This window comes from Sphingobacterium sp. LZ11T8 (assembly GCF_024261425.1).
In the GTDB taxonomy this organism is placed as follows: Bacteria; Bacteroidota; Bacteroidia; order Sphingobacteriales; family Sphingobacteriaceae; genus Sphingobacterium.
Window position 1 is genome coordinate 456,598 of record NZ_JANBZY010000003.1, and the last position, 16,339, is coordinate 472,936.

13 protein-coding genes and 1 tRNA gene are annotated in these 16,339 nt (G+C 40.6%); 7 read left to right on the forward strand and 7 right to left on the reverse strand.

Features of this window, described 5'->3' with window-relative positions:
* The first annotated feature begins 56 nt into the window (after positions 1 to 56).
* Positions 57 to 590: an OmpH family outer membrane protein gene (locus tag NLF99_RS10170; protein ID WP_254528085.1), complete on the forward strand. Its 534-nt coding sequence runs from the start codon at positions 57 to 59 to the stop codon at positions 588 to 590.
* 107 nt (positions 591 to 697) lie between these two features.
* Positions 698 to 1,252, forward strand: coding sequence for an OmpH family outer membrane protein (locus NLF99_RS10175; RefSeq protein ID WP_254528086.1), 555 nt, complete (start codon positions 698 to 700; stop codon positions 1,250 to 1,252).
* An 85-nt stretch (positions 1,253 to 1,337) separates the two neighbouring features.
* On the opposite strand, the gene NLF99_RS10180 is transcribed toward NLF99_RS10175, so the two are convergent.
* Positions 1,338 to 3,029 carry a GMC oxidoreductase gene (locus NLF99_RS10180; protein WP_254528088.1) on the reverse strand — a complete coding sequence of 564 codons (1,692 nt, stop codon included), beginning with the start codon at positions 3,027 to 3,029 and terminating at the stop codon, positions 1,338 to 1,340.
* Positions 3,030 to 3,320: 291 nt separating this feature from the next.
* On the opposite strand from NLF99_RS10180, the gene NLF99_RS10185 reads away from it, so the two are divergent.
* Positions 3,321 to 4,616: a (Fe-S)-binding protein gene (locus NLF99_RS10185; RefSeq protein WP_254528091.1), complete on the forward strand. Its 1,296-nt coding sequence runs from the start codon at positions 3,321 to 3,323 to the stop codon at positions 4,614 to 4,616.
* An 11-nt stretch (positions 4,617 to 4,627) separates the two neighbouring features.
* Positions 4,628 to 5,422, forward strand: a complete 795-nt coding sequence (locus tag NLF99_RS10190) for a (Fe-S)-binding protein (RefSeq protein ID WP_185214035.1) — start codon at positions 4,628 to 4,630, stop codon at positions 5,420 to 5,422.
* Positions 5,423 to 5,561: 139 nt separating this feature from the next.
* On the opposite strand, the gene NLF99_RS10195 is transcribed toward NLF99_RS10190, so the two are convergent.
* The 5 genes from NLF99_RS10195 to NLF99_RS10215 all read right to left on the reverse strand — a co-directional run bounded on the left by NLF99_RS10195 (position 5,562) and on the right by NLF99_RS10215 (position 10,966).
* Positions 5,562 to 5,645 (reverse strand) — tRNA-Leu (locus NLF99_RS10195).
* A 45-nt stretch (positions 5,646 to 5,690) separates the two neighbouring features.
* A complete protein-coding gene (locus NLF99_RS10200; protein WP_185214036.1) occupies positions 5,691 to 6,578 on the reverse strand; it encodes an exopolyphosphatase in 888 nt (295 codons plus the stop codon).
* 79 nt (positions 6,579 to 6,657) lie between these two features.
* Positions 6,658 to 7,680, reverse strand: a complete 1,023-nt coding sequence (locus NLF99_RS10205) for a Gfo/Idh/MocA family oxidoreductase (RefSeq protein ID WP_254528097.1) — start codon at positions 7,678 to 7,680, stop codon at positions 6,658 to 6,660.
* A 10-nt stretch (positions 7,681 to 7,690) separates the two neighbouring features.
* Positions 7,691 to 8,311, reverse strand: a complete 621-nt coding sequence (locus NLF99_RS10210; protein ID WP_185214038.1) for a hypothetical protein — start codon at positions 8,309 to 8,311, stop codon at positions 7,691 to 7,693.
* 78 nt (positions 8,312 to 8,389) lie between these two features.
* Positions 8,390 to 10,966: a phosphoenolpyruvate carboxylase gene (locus tag NLF99_RS10215; protein ID WP_185214039.1), complete on the reverse strand. Its 2,577-nt coding sequence runs from the start codon at positions 10,964 to 10,966 to the stop codon at positions 8,390 to 8,392.
* Between the two features lie 314 nt (positions 10,967 to 11,280).
* On the opposite strand from NLF99_RS10215, the gene NLF99_RS10220 reads away from it, so the two are divergent.
* Together NLF99_RS10220 and NLF99_RS10225 are read left to right on the forward strand one after the other, a co-directional pair.
* Positions 11,281 to 13,479 (forward strand): FUSC family membrane protein, encoded by a 2,199-nt coding sequence (locus tag NLF99_RS10220; protein ID WP_254528098.1) that lies wholly within the window; start codon positions 11,281 to 11,283, stop codon positions 13,477 to 13,479.
* Positions 13,463 to 14,440, forward strand: a complete 978-nt coding sequence (locus tag NLF99_RS10225; RefSeq protein WP_185214041.1) for a YpdA family putative bacillithiol disulfide reductase — start codon at positions 13,463 to 13,465, stop codon at positions 14,438 to 14,440. The genes NLF99_RS10220 and NLF99_RS10225 overlap by 17 nt, the downstream gene beginning before the upstream one ends.
* On the opposite strand, the gene NLF99_RS10230 is transcribed toward NLF99_RS10225, so the two are convergent.
* Positions 14,429 to 15,040, reverse strand: coding sequence for a TetR/AcrR family transcriptional regulator (locus NLF99_RS10230; protein WP_185214042.1), 612 nt, complete (start codon positions 15,038 to 15,040; stop codon positions 14,429 to 14,431). The genes NLF99_RS10225 and NLF99_RS10230 overlap by 12 nt on opposite strands.
* A 102-nt stretch (positions 15,041 to 15,142) precedes the next feature.
* Here NLF99_RS10230 and murB point away from each other — a divergent pair, with 102 nt between their 5' ends.
* Positions 15,143 to 16,159 carry a UDP-N-acetylmuramate dehydrogenase gene (gene murB, locus NLF99_RS10235; protein WP_254528100.1) on the forward strand — a complete coding sequence of 339 codons (1,017 nt, stop codon included), beginning with the start codon at positions 15,143 to 15,145 and terminating at the stop codon, positions 16,157 to 16,159.
* Positions 16,160 to 16,339 lie beyond the last annotated feature (180 nt).

The following is a 16,339-nucleotide window of genomic DNA, read 5'->3' on the forward strand; positions in this document are numbered from 1 at the left end:
TAAACTTTTTAATAATTAAATTGTCTTAAACATAGAATTTAAAAAATAATATGTCGATGAAAAGAATAGGAATATTAATCGTGATGTTAACCATGTTGGGTTCAGTTTCGTTTGCCCAGAAATTAGCATATGTAGATTCAGAATATGTCATGAAACATATCCCTGAATATAATTCAGCTCAGAAGCAATTAGATGATCAATCTAAGGTATGGCAAGCTGAGGTTGATAAGCAATACGCAGAAATAGAACGTATGTATCAATCCTATCAAAAGGATCAGGCGAACTTAAATCCAGATATGCGCAGACGCCGCGAGGACGAGATCGTAAATAAAGAAAAGGCCGTAAAGGAATTCCAACGCAGCAAATTTGGTTTCGAAGGAGAACTTTTCAAACAACGTGAAAACTTGATGAAACCTATACAGGCTCGTGTTAGCAAAGCTATCCAAGATGTAGCAGCTGCAGGTCAATTTGATTTCATTATGGATAAAAGAAGTGAAAATGCGTTCCTTTATGCCAATCCAAATTTGGATAAAAGTAACGATGTTATCACGAAATTAGGGTTGAAACCTAATCCTTATTTAGCGAACTAATAATTTTTATTATAATTGCGAACTAATTTATTATTTAACATAAAACAAAACAAGAATATCCTTATATCCGAAAATATAAGACTAACAAAAAAAGCATGAAAAATTTATTGAAAAGTGTAGTATTAGCAACAGGAATTTTATTGGCGGGTAACGCAGTAAATGCACAACAAAAAATTGGACATATCAACACAGCTGAAATTGTTCAGTCTACCAATGAGTTCAAAGCTGCTGAAGGTCAAATGCAAACCTTACAAGAGACTAAGCAAAAGGAAATTCAAGGTATGATCAGTGAGTACCAAAAGCAACAAAACAATGCGAACGAGAAATTGAGAAACCGTAGTGAAGCGAACAAAGAAACTGTAGATGCAGAGGTTCAAACTATCGCTAACACTATGCGTGAAATGGAAACTCGTATCCAAAGTGTTCAACAAGCTGCACAAGAAGAAATTGGCAAAAAACAACAAGAATTATACGCTCCTATCGAGCAAAAAGTAATGACTGCTATCAATGCTGTAGCTAAAGAAAAAGGCTATGCATATGTTTTTGACATCTCTTCTGGTAGTGTTCCTTACTTCCAAGGTGGTGACGACTTGACTGCAGACATCAAAACTAAATTAGGTGTTTCTGCTACTGCTGCACCAGCTGCTGCTCCAAAGAAATAATTCCGAAAGCTAAAGGATAAAAAAAAGATCAACCCCTGGGTTGATCTTTTTTTATTTCCATCCGATTGGATCGGGAATGATCATCTTATAGATTTCCTTTTTTCATTTCATCCATGGCAAAATTGGCTGCACGAGCTGTCAAGGCCATAAAGGTCAGGGAAGGGTTTTGTGTGCCGGTCGAAGTCATGCTGGCTCCATCCGTGACAAAAACATTCTTACAGTCATGTACCTGATTCCATTTGTTCAGAATGGAAGTTTTAGGGTCGTTCCCCATCCTCGCTCCTCCCATTTCATGGATATCTAATCCTGGGTTCTGCTGACTGTTGTGCTGACTGATATTCTTCGCACCTATATAATCTAACATCTCCGCTCCTTGATCCAGGAAGTCTTGCATGCTCTTTTGGTCATTATCGTCATAGCCAACATTAAAGATGAGCTGCGCCATACCGTATTTATCTTTAAGGTCAGTACTTAAACGAACATGGTTTTCCGCTTTTGGAATGGTTTCACCTTGCATCATCATACTGATCCCCCATCCACCTACTTCAGACAGGCTATCTTTAAAGTCCGCCCCTACTTGCATCTCACTACTTCCTCCACGGCCACGATATGCACCAAAGAAAGAGGCATAACCGCGAAGGAAGTCCATTTCCTGTTTCTTCACATTCCTGAAGTTGGGAATAATTGGTTGTGTAGGTCTGCGACCGTAATAATACATATCCTCAAAACCATCAATGTTCGCAGAAATTGAACCCAGGTAATTATGGAAAGCGATATATTTACCAAGTAGACCCGAGTCATTACCTAAACCATTTGGAAACCGCTTGGAGGTCGAGTTCAATAAAATCTGGTTACTTGCGATGGTAGAAGCATTCACAAAAATCACCTTCGCGAAATATTCGGAAGTTTTCTGGGTTTCGGCATCAATTATCCTCACTCCTGTGGCTTTCTTTTGGTCCTCACTATAGATAATAGATTCCACGATGGAATTAGGCCTGATGGTTAAATTTCCTGTTTTAGCGGCCCATGGCAAGGTAGATGAATTGGAACTGAAATAACCGCCAAAGGGACATCCCCGTTGACACATGGTCCTGTTCTGGCACTTGGTCCTTCCCTGTGCGATATGGATTGGCTGAGGGTCTGTAATATGGGCACAGCGCCCAGCAATGACCTGCCGATCCTTATACTTGCTCGGTAATTTCTTTTGGATCATCTGTTCCACCGCATTCAGGTCAAATGGAGGAAGAAATTCACCATCGGGCATGGCTGCATTGCCATCTCGATTTCCTGAAACTCCAATGAATTTTTCTACGTGACTATACCAAGGGGCAATATCGGCATATCGGATAGGCCAATCTACGGCAAATCCATCCCTGGCAGGCCCTTCAAAATCATGATCGCTCCATCGCTGTACCTGTCTTGCCCATAACAGCGACTTACCGCCTACATGATACCCCCTGATCCAATCAAAGGGTTTTTCCTGCACATATTCCTGATCCTTGTCCTTGGTAAAGAAATGCATGGCATCCTCATTGAAGGCATAGCATCTGGAGGCAATAGGATTCTCCTGTTTAATTTTAAGTGGCACCCGATTATGATGATCAAATTGCCAAGGATCCATATAAGCAGTTGGATAGTCCTTGACATGCTGCACATCAAAACCACGTTCCAAGACTAAGGTCTTGAAGCCTTTTTCACAGAATTCTTTTGCTGCCCATCCTCCGGAGATCCCCGATCCAATGACGATAACATCAAAGTTGTCGTTACTATTTGCCATCTCTTGATTGTTTGTAAGATTTTAGCCTGTACCCAAAATAGCCTGAATGATCAGATATTCACCATATTTGACACAGGAAGCTTGTTTTTTAAGGTTGATAATAGCTTGCAATATACAAAATGGGGCTTAATTATCAGGGCTATTTGTTGTATCAATTATTATACTTAACTTGATTTTCAGGCTCTTAATCATTATTGAATCCTGTCAATTATTTTTAATCTTTCTAAATAATTTATTATGCATGCATAGTATAATCTGATTAATTATATTTGTTAACCTAAGTATTAAACTATGATAAGTCAACTCATTTTTGGTATTATCTTACTGGCGGCCTTGGTCTTATTTTACAGGAATGCGAGTAAAATCTATAGAAATATAAAGCTAGGTAAATCGGTTGATCGCTTTGACCAGCCTGGAGAACGCATCAAGATCATGCTGTTGGTAGCTTTTGGACAGAAGAAGATGTTCAAGCGCCCCATTCCAGCTTTGCTCCATTTATTTGTGTATGTAGGTTTTGTCATCATCAATATCGAGATGCTGGAAATCGTGATTGATGGGTTATTTGGCACCCATCGTGTATTTTCAGAAGCATTGGGCGGACTATATGATTTCCTGATTTTCTCGTTTGAGATCTTGGCATTCTTGGTTTTGATGGGATGTGTGGTCTTTATGATCCGCAGAAATGTGCTGAAGGTCAAGCGCCTGAATCAAAGCGAACTGAACAATTGGCCAAAAACGGATGCCAACCTGATCCTTACAGCAGAGATCTTATTGATGGCTGCCTTTTTAACGATGAATGCTGCAGACCTAAAATTACAGGTCCTTGCAGTTGATGGCTATCATGCAGTGGGTTCCTTTCCAATCAGCTCCTATTTAGTTGGCATCCTTCCGGATTCGCCGGAGGTATTGATTGGGATTGAAAGATTCTGCTGGTGGTTCCATATCATTGGGGTCTTGGCTTTCCTGAATTACTTACCGATCTCCAAACATTTACATATCCTATTGGCATTCCCCAATACCTATTTCAGCAGATTGGAACCAAAAGGCGAGTTCAACAACATGCCATCTGTGACCGAAGAGGTGAAAGTGATGTTGGATCCTAGTCTCCCGCCCCCTACTGGCGAACCAAGCCGATTTGGGGTCAAGGATGTTCAGGACCTGACCTGGAAGAATCTTTTGGATGCCTATACCTGTACGGAATGTGGCCGTTGTACATCGGCATGTCCTGCAAATATGACCGGGAAATTGCTGTCACCTCGTAAGATCATGATGGATACCCGTGACCGTATAGAAGAGGTTGGAAAGAATATAGACAAGAATGGAAGCTTTGTAGAGGATGGAAAGGCTTTATTGGACACTTATATCAGTAGAGAGGAGATTTGGGCCTGTACGAGCTGTAATGCCTGTGTGGAGCAATGTCCAGTCAACATCAATCCATTGGAGATTATCATAGGACTAAGGCAGTATGCCGTGATGGAAGAATCTCAGGCCCCATCCAGCATCAATAACATGTTCTCTAACTTAGAGAATAACGGTGCGCCGTGGAAATATGCACAGGCAGACCGTGCGAATTGGGCAAATCAATAATATTTAAAATCATGGAAAATCAATTACATATACCTACCGTTGCAGAGTTAGTTGCCAAGGGCGAAAGCCCAGACCTGTTGTTCTGGGTTGGCTGTGCAGGAAGTTTTGACGAACGTGCGCAGCGTATTACCAGGGACATCTGCAAGATCCTCCAACATGTAGGCATCAAATATGCCATTTTAGGGACCGAAGAAAGCTGTACCGGCGATCCGGCAAAGCGTGCAGGAAATGAGTTTTTATTTCAGATGCAGGCAATGATGAACATCCAGGTACTGGATGGTTATGAAATCAAAAAGATCGTTACGGCCTGTCCGCATTGTTTCAATACCATCAAGAATGAATATCCAAGCCTAGGTGGCCATTACGAAGTGATCCACCATTCGCAGTTGATCCAATCCTTAATCGACGAGGGTAAACTGAGACCTGCCGATGGCCATGAATTTAAAGGGAAGAAGATCACCTTCCATGACCCTTGTTATCTAGGACGTGGGAACGGGGTATATGAGGCCCCTCGCAAAGCACTAGAGGTACTGGATGCTGACCTTGTGGAACTAAAACGCTGTAAATCGAACGGTTTGTGCTGTGGTGCTGGTGGCGCCCAGATGTTCAAGGAACCTGAAAAGGGTAACAAGGATATCAATGTAGAGCGAATTGAAGACGTCATTGAATCCAAAGCGAGCATCGTTGCTGCCGCATGCCCATTCTGCATGACCATGTTGAGCGATGGTGTCAAAGTAAAAGAAAAAGAACAGGAAATCAAGGTGCTGGATATTGCGGAGATTACGGCAAAAGCCAATAACCTGTAGGGAAACATAATGGGCCAGTAGTAAGGCCTAAAAAATCCCCTTTGTTGATAATCAAAGGGGATTTTTTGTTGGGTTTAATTTAGGGGAACAAAAAAAAGAAGCTATCTAAGCAAGATAACTTCTTCTATCATTTTCAGGGTGCCCAGGAGCAGATTCGAACTGCCACACCCAATAGGGCGCCACCCCCTCAAGATGGTGCGTCTACCAATTTCGCCACCTGGGCTTAGACATCGCAAAAATACTCTTTATTTTGATTTTTGCAACGAATTTAGACCTTTTCCTTCTTCAGATTTTTATTGATCAATGTTTGGATTATTCCATCAGCCAGACCGATACGTGGCGCCATGATATTCTTCAGGTGCCCTACTTTCATTATGGTCAAAAAGATCTCGGAGGCCGGAATAATAACGTCAGCCCTATCTTGCTTTAATTCAAGCACATTGATCCTATCTTTCAATGAATAAGAGTTCAGGTATACATATAAAGCTTTCAGTTTCGCATATGAAATTGGCTTATCAGCTTTTTCATTAGCTAAACGAGATAGCTTGTTGATGTTACCTCCACTTCCTATACCATAAATATTCTTATACCCTTTGGTAATGTTCTTCACCCATAACTTCATATCATCCCATGTCTCCGGACTATCTTGATTATCCAAGATACGGATAGTACCTAGGTTAAAGGATCTAGAAGCCACCAAGTCACCATTGGCGAACAATGATATCTCGGTACTACCGCCACCTACATCGATATATAGATAAACCTTATTTCTGTCCATGCTGGTATGGCTATGCACATTGTATATGATCTGGGCCTCTATTGCCCCATCAATGATATCAATGTCCACGCCTGCTTCCTTACATGCCTTGACAACATCCTTTCCATTGTCTGCATCACGCATGGCAGATGTAGCGCAAGCCATATAATCGGAAACCTTATAGACATCCATGAGGTTCCTGAAAGCACTCATGGTCTTGATCATGCTCTCAAATTTTCCTTCAGAAATATGTTGATGTATAAAGGCGTCGTCTCCCAATCGAAGGGGAACCCGAAGTAAAGTGTTTTTGTTAAATGTGATTTCGTTCTCTCTTACAATAATATCGGCAATCAACAGGCGGACTGCATTTGAACCGATATCAATAGCGGCATATCTCACGTTATATTAGATTTGAAAAGTTTAACAATGTTAAAAATCCTAAATTAACTAAATGTAAACTTTATATTAAATAGAAGTTTTATTTATTTGGTCCTAGAATCTCTAACTGCCAAAGAATTTGGTCTTTAGTGACAAAGTAAGGTTCATCTTCCCGAATTGTGCGATAGACTTCATCGAATAATTCCATGTAATTCCCTAATTCAGCAGGAACAAACCTAGAAACCAAATTACCTTCTTCATCCGGACTGGTCAAGACCCCTTCCATTCCTTCAGGCTCGATTCCATAGGCAGGATTGTTAGGGAGCATCCCATCGATCAATTGTGCTTCTTGCACGTCGGTTCTATTTTTGATGAAACTACCCTTGGTGCCATGGAGCACAAAACTAGCTTGAGGATTGGCCACTAAAAGACTAGCTGTGATATACACATTCAAGCCAGAGGTATAATTCAGGATAATACAACCATAGTCATCCACAATGGAACCTGGCCTATAAACGCCCCGAACCTTGGTCATCGCTTTAGGCTTGCCAAATAAGGAAATAGCCTGGTCAAGTAAGTGTGAACCGAGGTCGTAAATGACCCCTGATGCTGGGATTTTAGTTTCTTTAAACAGCTTTGGACCCAACTCTGGTTTAAAGCGATCAAAGCGAATGTGCAATTCGATAGGACGCCCAACCTCATTGTTCTCTATGACCTTCTTCAGTGCCAGGAAATCGGTATCAAAACGGCGGTTATGGAAAGGTAAGATATGTTTTCCCATATCATTTGCCACCTTAAAGAGCACATTTGCTTCCGGTGCAGTTGGTGCAAAAGGCTTTTCGATCAGCACATGTTTGCCGGCCTTCAGAGCTTTTAACGCGAACTCAACATGGGTATCGTTGGGAGTGTTGACAATGACCAATTCAATCTCAGGATCGTTGATCAAGTCGTCTACTGAATCATAGCTGATGATATTTGGGTATCTATCCTGCGCCAATTTCTTGGATCGCTCTACAATTCCTCTTAATTCGAAGTTTGGGTTAACCTCTATAAATGGCGCATGGAATACCCTTCCGGACATTCCATACGACAATATACCTGTAACTATTTTGTTTTCTGTCATTTATCTTTGCTTAGTGATGCGCATGGGCATCTGCTTTACCACCTACGGCAGTAAACAACTGAGCAACAGTTTCTGTTTGGGATTGTGCAAAATCACGCAAATCTTTATTGGTATTACGAGAAAGTCTTCTGAATTGTTCTTTTACCAAAGCAACTTGATGTTGGATATGGCTTAAGTACTCCTGGTCAGAATAAACTTTAGCATGTTGTAAAGCCAAAGGAGCTGCAGAATCTGCGATAGTAGAATCATTAACAACAACTGGAGCTTCATTCGGTTCAACGGCAATATTTTCTTGGCCTTCACCTGTGAATTTCTCCGTTCCTAGGATTGGGAAATCAACATGGTATTTAGTCGCCAATGAATCCATTTGAGGAAGGATATCAGAGAAAAATTTAGCAGCTTTTGCGGCAGCATCTTTCGCCTGTGCATTACCCACTGTAGCTACATGCTCTGCGTAGGATACCTCATAAGGTGCGATGGACCCTACTTGTCTGAAGAAAGCATACGCATCACCATCAACCAATGTCGTATGTGTGTATTTCAATTGGTTTTCATCAGCCGTTTTGAAAACACAAGAAGATAAAGAAGTACTTGCAAGAACTGCTGCAACTAATAATGTATTTAATTTCATCGCTTTATTATTTTAAAAACACACAAAAATAAAAAAATATCCCTATTAATGCCTATTTCTATCTAATTCAAAATCAATCTAAGCTAAATTTCTTCCTGCATTCACCACTCCATAAATGGTACGGCCAATTAATTTGCGGTATGTTTCTGCTTTAGACTCTTCCATTTTCTGCTTTTCAAGCAAACGGATGGCATAATGCTGGATAATCAACAATGGAAGGATAATTTTTTCTCTTTCTAAAATAGAAGCTCTTTCCACTGGATAATTTTCCATTAATTCTTTCATGCCGGTCAGTTTTAACAGATATTTCTTGGTTAAATCGAACTCATCTTTCAACATTGTCCAGAATTCACCAAATCTTGCATCGTCTTTCATATAGGACGTGATATCAAAATTGGACTTTGTCATGGACATCATACAGTTGTCGATTACCGTATTGAACATACCTGAAGTTTCGTACAGGTTCTTCACATATGACCAAAGGTTATTGTCCTCTGCCCATTGCAAAGCCGAACCTACACCAAAGAATCCAGGGATATTCTGTTTCAACTGGCTCCATGAAGTCACAAAACTGATGGCACGAAGGTCTTCCAACCTCAATTCCCTACCCGAATTTCTCTTCATCGGCCTGCTGGAGATATTCATGCTGGATAGTGATTTCAATGGACTTAAGGTTTCCAGATATTTCAGGAACAAAGGATGATGCCTTAATTCCAAGAATTTCTGATGGCTCTCTGCTGCCATGCGATCGATTACATCTTTCTGCTTTGCTGTCAATGTATCGCCTACCCTTTGCTGCAGATCAGAGATCAAACCTGCATGTAGCAATTGTTCAATATTATATTTTGCAGAATCCAACGAGCCATACTGACTACTGATGGTCTGACCTTGGATCGTCAATTGAATGTGGTTGTTTTCGATCTCCTTACCCATGGAAGCATAGAAACGCTGGGTTTTACCACCGCCACGCGCTGGAGGGCCACCACGACCGTCGAAGAATATCAGATCCACATCATACTCCCTTGAAATGGCTGTCAATTCGATCTTAGCTTTATAGATCGACCAGTTGGCCATCAGGTAACCGCCATCCTTGGTGCTATCAGAGAAACCCAGCATAATGGTCTGTTTGTTTCCTCTTTTCTTCAGGTGAGCAGCATACACGGGATTTGAATATAAGCTGCGCATTACGTCGGCTGCATGCTTCAGATCATCAACGGTTTCGAATAGAGGAACAAAATCCATGGTTAGATCTTTCTTGGTCCAGCCCTCCCATAGGAATAGCTGCATCAAGCCCAAGATATCGGATGCCTGTTGGCAATTGGAAATTATAAAGCGTTGAACAGCTCTTTCACTTCCTGTGGATTGGATTTCCTTTATCAATCGGATAACCTTAATGGTATCTTCGACAAGTGGATCTATGCCATCTTGCAATTCTAGGTTTGCTTCGGTGAATTTGATGTGTTTTTCCTTCTCTTCTTCCGAGCCTTCAATCTCTTTTAGTTTAATTCCCGTCTCTTTTGGATAGGTTTTTACCAACCAATCAAAGGTACTACGCAAGGCACTGCTGTCTTGGCGGATATCTAAAGTCGTGAAATAGCAGCCGAAAGTTTGGACTTTTCGTCTCAAATCTTCCACGATCTCTACAAACAGTCCGTCATGGTTTTCTTTCAGAACGCGAATGATCTCGGTCAGGTTGTGCAAGATCCTTTCTGTTTCATCAACAGGTTTATCACTTGGGTTGAAACTGTTTTCATAGAACAGCTCTTGTAGCTCTTCCATGTACTGTTCCACCCCACGGAAGGTAATCCTTCTTTTTACGATCCTGAAATCACGATAATAACATCTAAAGAGAATGGTTCTCAACAGATTTGCCACCTTTTTCGTGCTTTCCCAGGTCACATTTGGATTCCCGTCACGGTCGCCACCTGGCCAAAATCCTAACTCGATAAGGTGATTGACATCCTTAGGATTGATTTCCAGCTCATCTTCTATTTTAGCTTCGATTCCCGATGCAACACTATAAAAGACGTTTTCAAGGAACCAAGCCAAACTGATGGCCTCATCCACCGGAGTCGGACTTTGCTTATTGATAAATGGTGTTTTCCCTAATTGCTGAAGCAACAGGTGTATGGTTGGAATATCGTTTTTCTTGAGTTCATCAATCAGGTCATTGATGATGGACAGCACTGGACCAGGATAGAACTGGGTCGGGTGTGCGGTCAAAACTAACCTAACGGACATATCCTTTAATCTGGAAACGACCTGTTTCTTTAATTGGGGATTTGTCTGGGCCAGATTGAAAATGGATTCCAATCCGCCGGTTTCATCGCTTTTTCCAACGGCCTTGAAGGCAGAATCTTCCACCGCATCAAATAAAACAACCTGACGTTCTATATATTGAACAATGCGAAATAACAAGTCTAGACGGTCATCTTCCTGAACGTACTGCTCATATTGACCGAAGAAACTATCGATGATAACCTCAGGCGATAAATGCTCCTCCACTCCTTTTTCACAATGGGTCGTAAAAAATGGTAGGATAGTCCCCGTATGCTTTACCCTTTGAAAGGGCAAAGTCAAGAACAAACTTTTATATAAATCGAACCTCGTGAGGACTTCATTCTGAAAAGCTATTGTCTTTTGGCTTAATCTCATAGTAAGTAACGTATCTTGATTTTTGATAGTTGATTTGTGAACAAACACAAATATATCATTTTAATATCTTTTTAAGTAACTAATTGTATTATTTACACTAACTAAACAAAAATATTGCTATTTTGATAATGCAGGCTATGTGTTTAAATATGGAAACTTTAAAATCAATCTCATATTTCCTCAGTTTAAGGAACGGATCATTAATATTTTCACGACATGGGTTCAATCGCTTGGATAATTAAAGATTTTATTGAATTTCATGCATTTTACTCCATTATTTAACCACTGCTTACGTATCTTTGTTTCGACAAAACATGAAAAAAACCAAAGAATTAAGCAATTTCTTCTACAGTCAGTATTTTGCTGACGGTCTTCGCATTACCATTGGTTGTGTTGTTCCCATTTTGATCTGTGCCTCTTTGGGCAAATTCCTCTTGGGAACCTATATTTCTTTGGGGGCATTATTAGTGGGACTTTCCGACACACCTGGAGCTCCATCGCATCGCAGAACGGGGATGATCGCTTGCTTAATCGTATGTATCCTGACCCAGTTCATCACCTTTTTAGCCAATGGGAATATTTGGATCATGGCTGTCGTATTGGGCTTTCTTTGTTTTACCTATTCCATGTTTGCCGTCTTCAATGCACGAGCAGCCACCGTTGGATCGATGGGGATCCTGATCATGCTGATCTATGTCGATGATGTGAACAGCTTCCAAGAGGAAATCATGCTCCTCTTCTATTTCTCCCTAGGTGCTATTTGGTATATGCTCATCAGTTTCTCGATTACCCAGGCTAGACCCTATCGATTGGCCCAACAGGAGCTTTCAGAAACCATTAGGCACGTAGGTGATTTCATTAGACTTCGCGCAAATTTCTATGATATAAATAAATCTATTGATGAGAACTATACTAAACTCATCGACAAACAGATTGAAGTACATGAGCATCAAGAAAATGTGCGGGATCTCCTTTTCCAAAGCAAAAGGTCCATTAAGGACACCACCAAAATTGGCCGGTACCTGACCTTGACCTTTAATGATGTAGTAGATCTATTTGAACAGTCCATGACCACGCATTATGATTATGAATTGATCAGAAAGGAATATGGTCATACGGGTATCTTAAAGGATTTTAAGCACCTGTTGCTTAAGACAGCAAACGAATTGGACCACCTTGCCTATCAATTGAATGCCAATCGTGTCCCAAAGCCGCTGTACAATTTTAAGGAGGATATTGAAAACATCATGCGCTCCATCGATGCGCTCGAGAAAAAAGAAAATATCAATAGTATCCCGCTGAAAAAGATCTTGATCAGCGTGAGGAACATCAGCATTTTTATCCATAATATCTATAATTATGCGGTTGTAAGACCGAACAACATCAAGAAACAGGAAATCGAGGAAGCATCTAAGTTTATCCAAACCGAACATATTGACTTGAGAAAATTGAAGGATAACCTTTCCTTCAATTCAAGTATTTTCCGACACGCTCTACGGATGGCTATCGTAATGGCCATTACCTATGTCGTTTTCAATCTGGATTTTTTCAATATCGGCACTATGGGAAGTTATTGGATATTACTGACCATTATGGTGATCTTGAAACCAGGGTTCGGATTGACCAAAGAAAGGAACTTCCAACGCCTCTTGGGGACTATCATAGGGGGAATCATAGGCGCAATAATCTTGATGACCGTACATTCGGAGGTGGCCAGGTTTGTTATTTTGATATTCTTTTTCTTGATTGCCTATAGCCTATTCCGAGTAAATTATATTATGGCAGTCATGTTCATGACGCCATACGTCTTGATTATGCTGAGCTTTTCAGGACTCAACACTTTTGAGGTTGCTAAGGAAAGGATTTTCGACACTTTCCTGGGTGGTATGATCGCCTTCTTATCGAGTTATATTATTTTTCCAAATTGGGAAAGTTTCCAGGTCAAGAACAATATCAGGCAATTGTTGATTGCCAATTATAAATACCTCGCTCAGGCGGTTAGGATTTTATCAGGCGAGGAGATCACGGTGACCAGCTATAAGCTTTCGCGGAAGGAACTCTACATTGCTTCTGCCAATATGGGTTCTACATTCCAGAGAATGCTCTCTGAACCTAAATGGAGGCAAAAGAGCACCAAAGAGGTCAATAGATTGGTTATCTTAAACCATATCCTTTCCTCCTATGGAGCCACCTTGCTAACGCAATTAACGGAAGCTACAGATACTAACTACACCAAGGAACACTTGACACTCTTGAAAAAGGTGCTTCAGAATGTCAGCAAATCTATCGAGGCTGTTCCCATTAAAGGTGCAGATGAATTTATTCCTGTAAGTGATTTTCCCGAGATTACGCCTGAAACGTTGAACCCCGTGGAAACCAAATTAATTACAGAACAATTGCAATTTTTAAATAAAATTTCCTCAGATTTATACAAATCTACCTTGGATGTGATGGAGAAAGAAAGCGCTATCCATCCTGGACAAATAGAAATGGCTAATGGACAACTTAATTGATGTATTGATAGTAGGCGGAGGTCCGATTGGGATCGCCTGTGGAATTGAAGCAAAGAAAAACAACTTAAGCCATGTAATCATTGAAAAGGGCTGTTTGACAAACTCCCTATACAATTATCCGATCAACATGACTTTTTTCTCCACCTCGGAGCGATTGGAGATCGGCGACACGCCTTTTGTCACAACAAACCCCAAGCCCAGACGTGCAGAAGCTTTGGAATATTATCGTCGGGTAGAAAAGAAGTTCAATTTAAAAACCCATCTATTTGAAGAGGTATTGACCATCAACAAAATTGATGGCACTTTTCAGGTCACTACCACCAAATCGATCTATAGAGCCAAAAATGTAATCGTAGCTACAGGTTTTTATGATATCCCAATGTACCTCGGAGTACCGGGTGAAGGTTTGGATAAGGTAAGGCACTATTATGATGACCCTCATTATTATGCTAACCAAAAAGTTATTGTCGTTGGAGCCAGCAATTCTTCCATTGATGCAGCACTTGAAACCTATAGAAAAGGTGCAGATGTTACATTGATCATCAGAAGCAAGGAAGTAAGTCCAAGGGTAAAATATTGGGTCCGCCCAGATATCGAGAACCGCATTGCAAATGGAGAGGTTAAGGTCCATTACCGATCAAATATTGTAAGTATCGGGGAAAGAGAAGTTCAGGTCTCGACTCCGAAAGGACTGATCAGTATCGAAAATGATTTTGTTTTGGCTCTGACAGGCTATCGACCAAACTTTGAATTCCTTGAAAAGGTCGGTATCGATGTTCCTACAACGGCACCTTGTATTCCCGCCCATAATCCCGAAACGATGGAAACAAACGTAGAAAACCTCTATCTGGCTGGAGTCGTTTGCGGAGGATTGAACACGCACCTATGGTTCATAGAAAACTCTAGGATCCATGCTCACCTCATCGTGAAAAATATTGTGGAAAAGAACCTAAACTCTTAGGCCATTGATAAAGATTTTTGCCAATTTTTTCTGAAGGTTCAGGATATAATCAAACTCTTCTTTGGATGGTGGCAGGAAAAGATTCTTAAATTCCTGAAGGATACCTATACGCATCCCCAATAAAGAAATCAACAAGATCTTGGCGGTTATTTCAATTTCTTCGACTTCGATCTCTTTGGTCTCCAAACCTTTTCTCAAAACGAGGCAGACCTGTTTGATTTCCTTTTCGAACAGAGAAGGTAAAATCGCTTCGATATCTGGTGGCATCTCATTTCTTAGCGAATAACTGAATTCGAACAGATTAAAGTTGTCTTTGATAATGCGTAATCTGGTACAGAGGAAAGCATCCATAGCTTCATTGACACTTTTGGATTGGGAGATTTTTTCCGTGGTTTCATTCACGATCTCATCAACCGCCATTTCAAATACTGCGGCGTATAATCTGTTTTTATCCGGAAAGTAATAGTAAAGTAAGGCTTTAGAAAATGATAGATCTTGGGCAATCTCTGCCATGGTCGTTTTTGCTAATCCATAATGTGCAAATCTACGCTTTGCCGCCTCCAATATCTTCACCCTTTTCGCATCTGCATTTTTTGCCATACACAATAAAATTAGTTTATAATTTGCCGTTTACCTATCTTTACAGCCTTGTAAACTAAGATAGATTAATTTTTCGAACTTTTAAAGGATTCGGTCAAAAAAATGAAAAACGCGACTCAAGAGAATAAATCCCTAAAAAACCTAAATACTTTTGGTATTGAGGCCATGGCAAATCAATATATTAAAGTAGAAGATGAGCAGGTTTTAAAAGACTTATTTTCTGCAGGAGCTTTTGAAAACGAATTTTTCATCTTAGGCGGTGGAAGCAATGTACTTTTCACCAAAGACTATCCAGGACTCATCGTCCATGTGGCCAATAAAGGGATACAACATTTCATTGAAGGAAACCAAGTATTCGTCACTGCTGCTGGCGGAGAAGTTTGGAACGACCTCGTTTGGTACTGTATAGACCATGATTTCCCAGGTTTGGAAAACATGGCCCTGATTCCAGGAACAGTTGGCGCATCCCCTATCCAGAACATCGGCGCCTATGGACAGGAATTGATGCATATCTTCTATTCATGCCGTGCATTTGATTGTAAAACTGGGGAGTTTATCACTTTCAACAATGAAGATTGCCGATTCTCCTATCGTGACAGTATCTTCAAAAGGGATTATAAGGGTAGATTCATTATCTGCAGTGTGACCTACAAGCTTGAACTGTTTGGAAAGATCAACACGAGCTATGGAGCCATTGAAAGCGAATTGGAGAAAAGGGGAATTCGTGCTCCAAGCATCAAAGATGTCGCAGAGGTGGTATCCTATATCCGTGTTGAAAAACTTCCTGATCCTTCCACTATAGGCAATGCAGGCAGTTTTTTTAAAAATCCAATTGTCGCGAAAGCACAATTTTCAGAACTTCAAAAACAATTTCCCGATATCGTACATTATACCATGGACCCCGACCATGAAAAGCTTGCGGCAGGTTGGCTGATAGAGCAATGTGGCTGGAAGGGAAAATCGGTTGGACAGGTTGCCGTGTGGAAAAATCAGGCTTTAGTCCTCACAAACATCGGAAAAGCATCGGGTAATGAAATATTTGAAGTATCGTCTACTATTGTGGACGATGTCAATACACAGTTTGGTGTACTTTTAGAACGTGAAGTAAACATACTATAAAAGTTTTCCACATTTTCGTGACTCCGATATTTTTTTTATTATAAAACAATAATCATTGATTATAATACAATAAAAGGCGATACAGGTTTTTAATCTACTTTCGTATTGCGAAAATTCCTTCTACTAAAATATCGATATCCACAATTTTATTAATTTACTGCACAAGAATTGTACATAGTA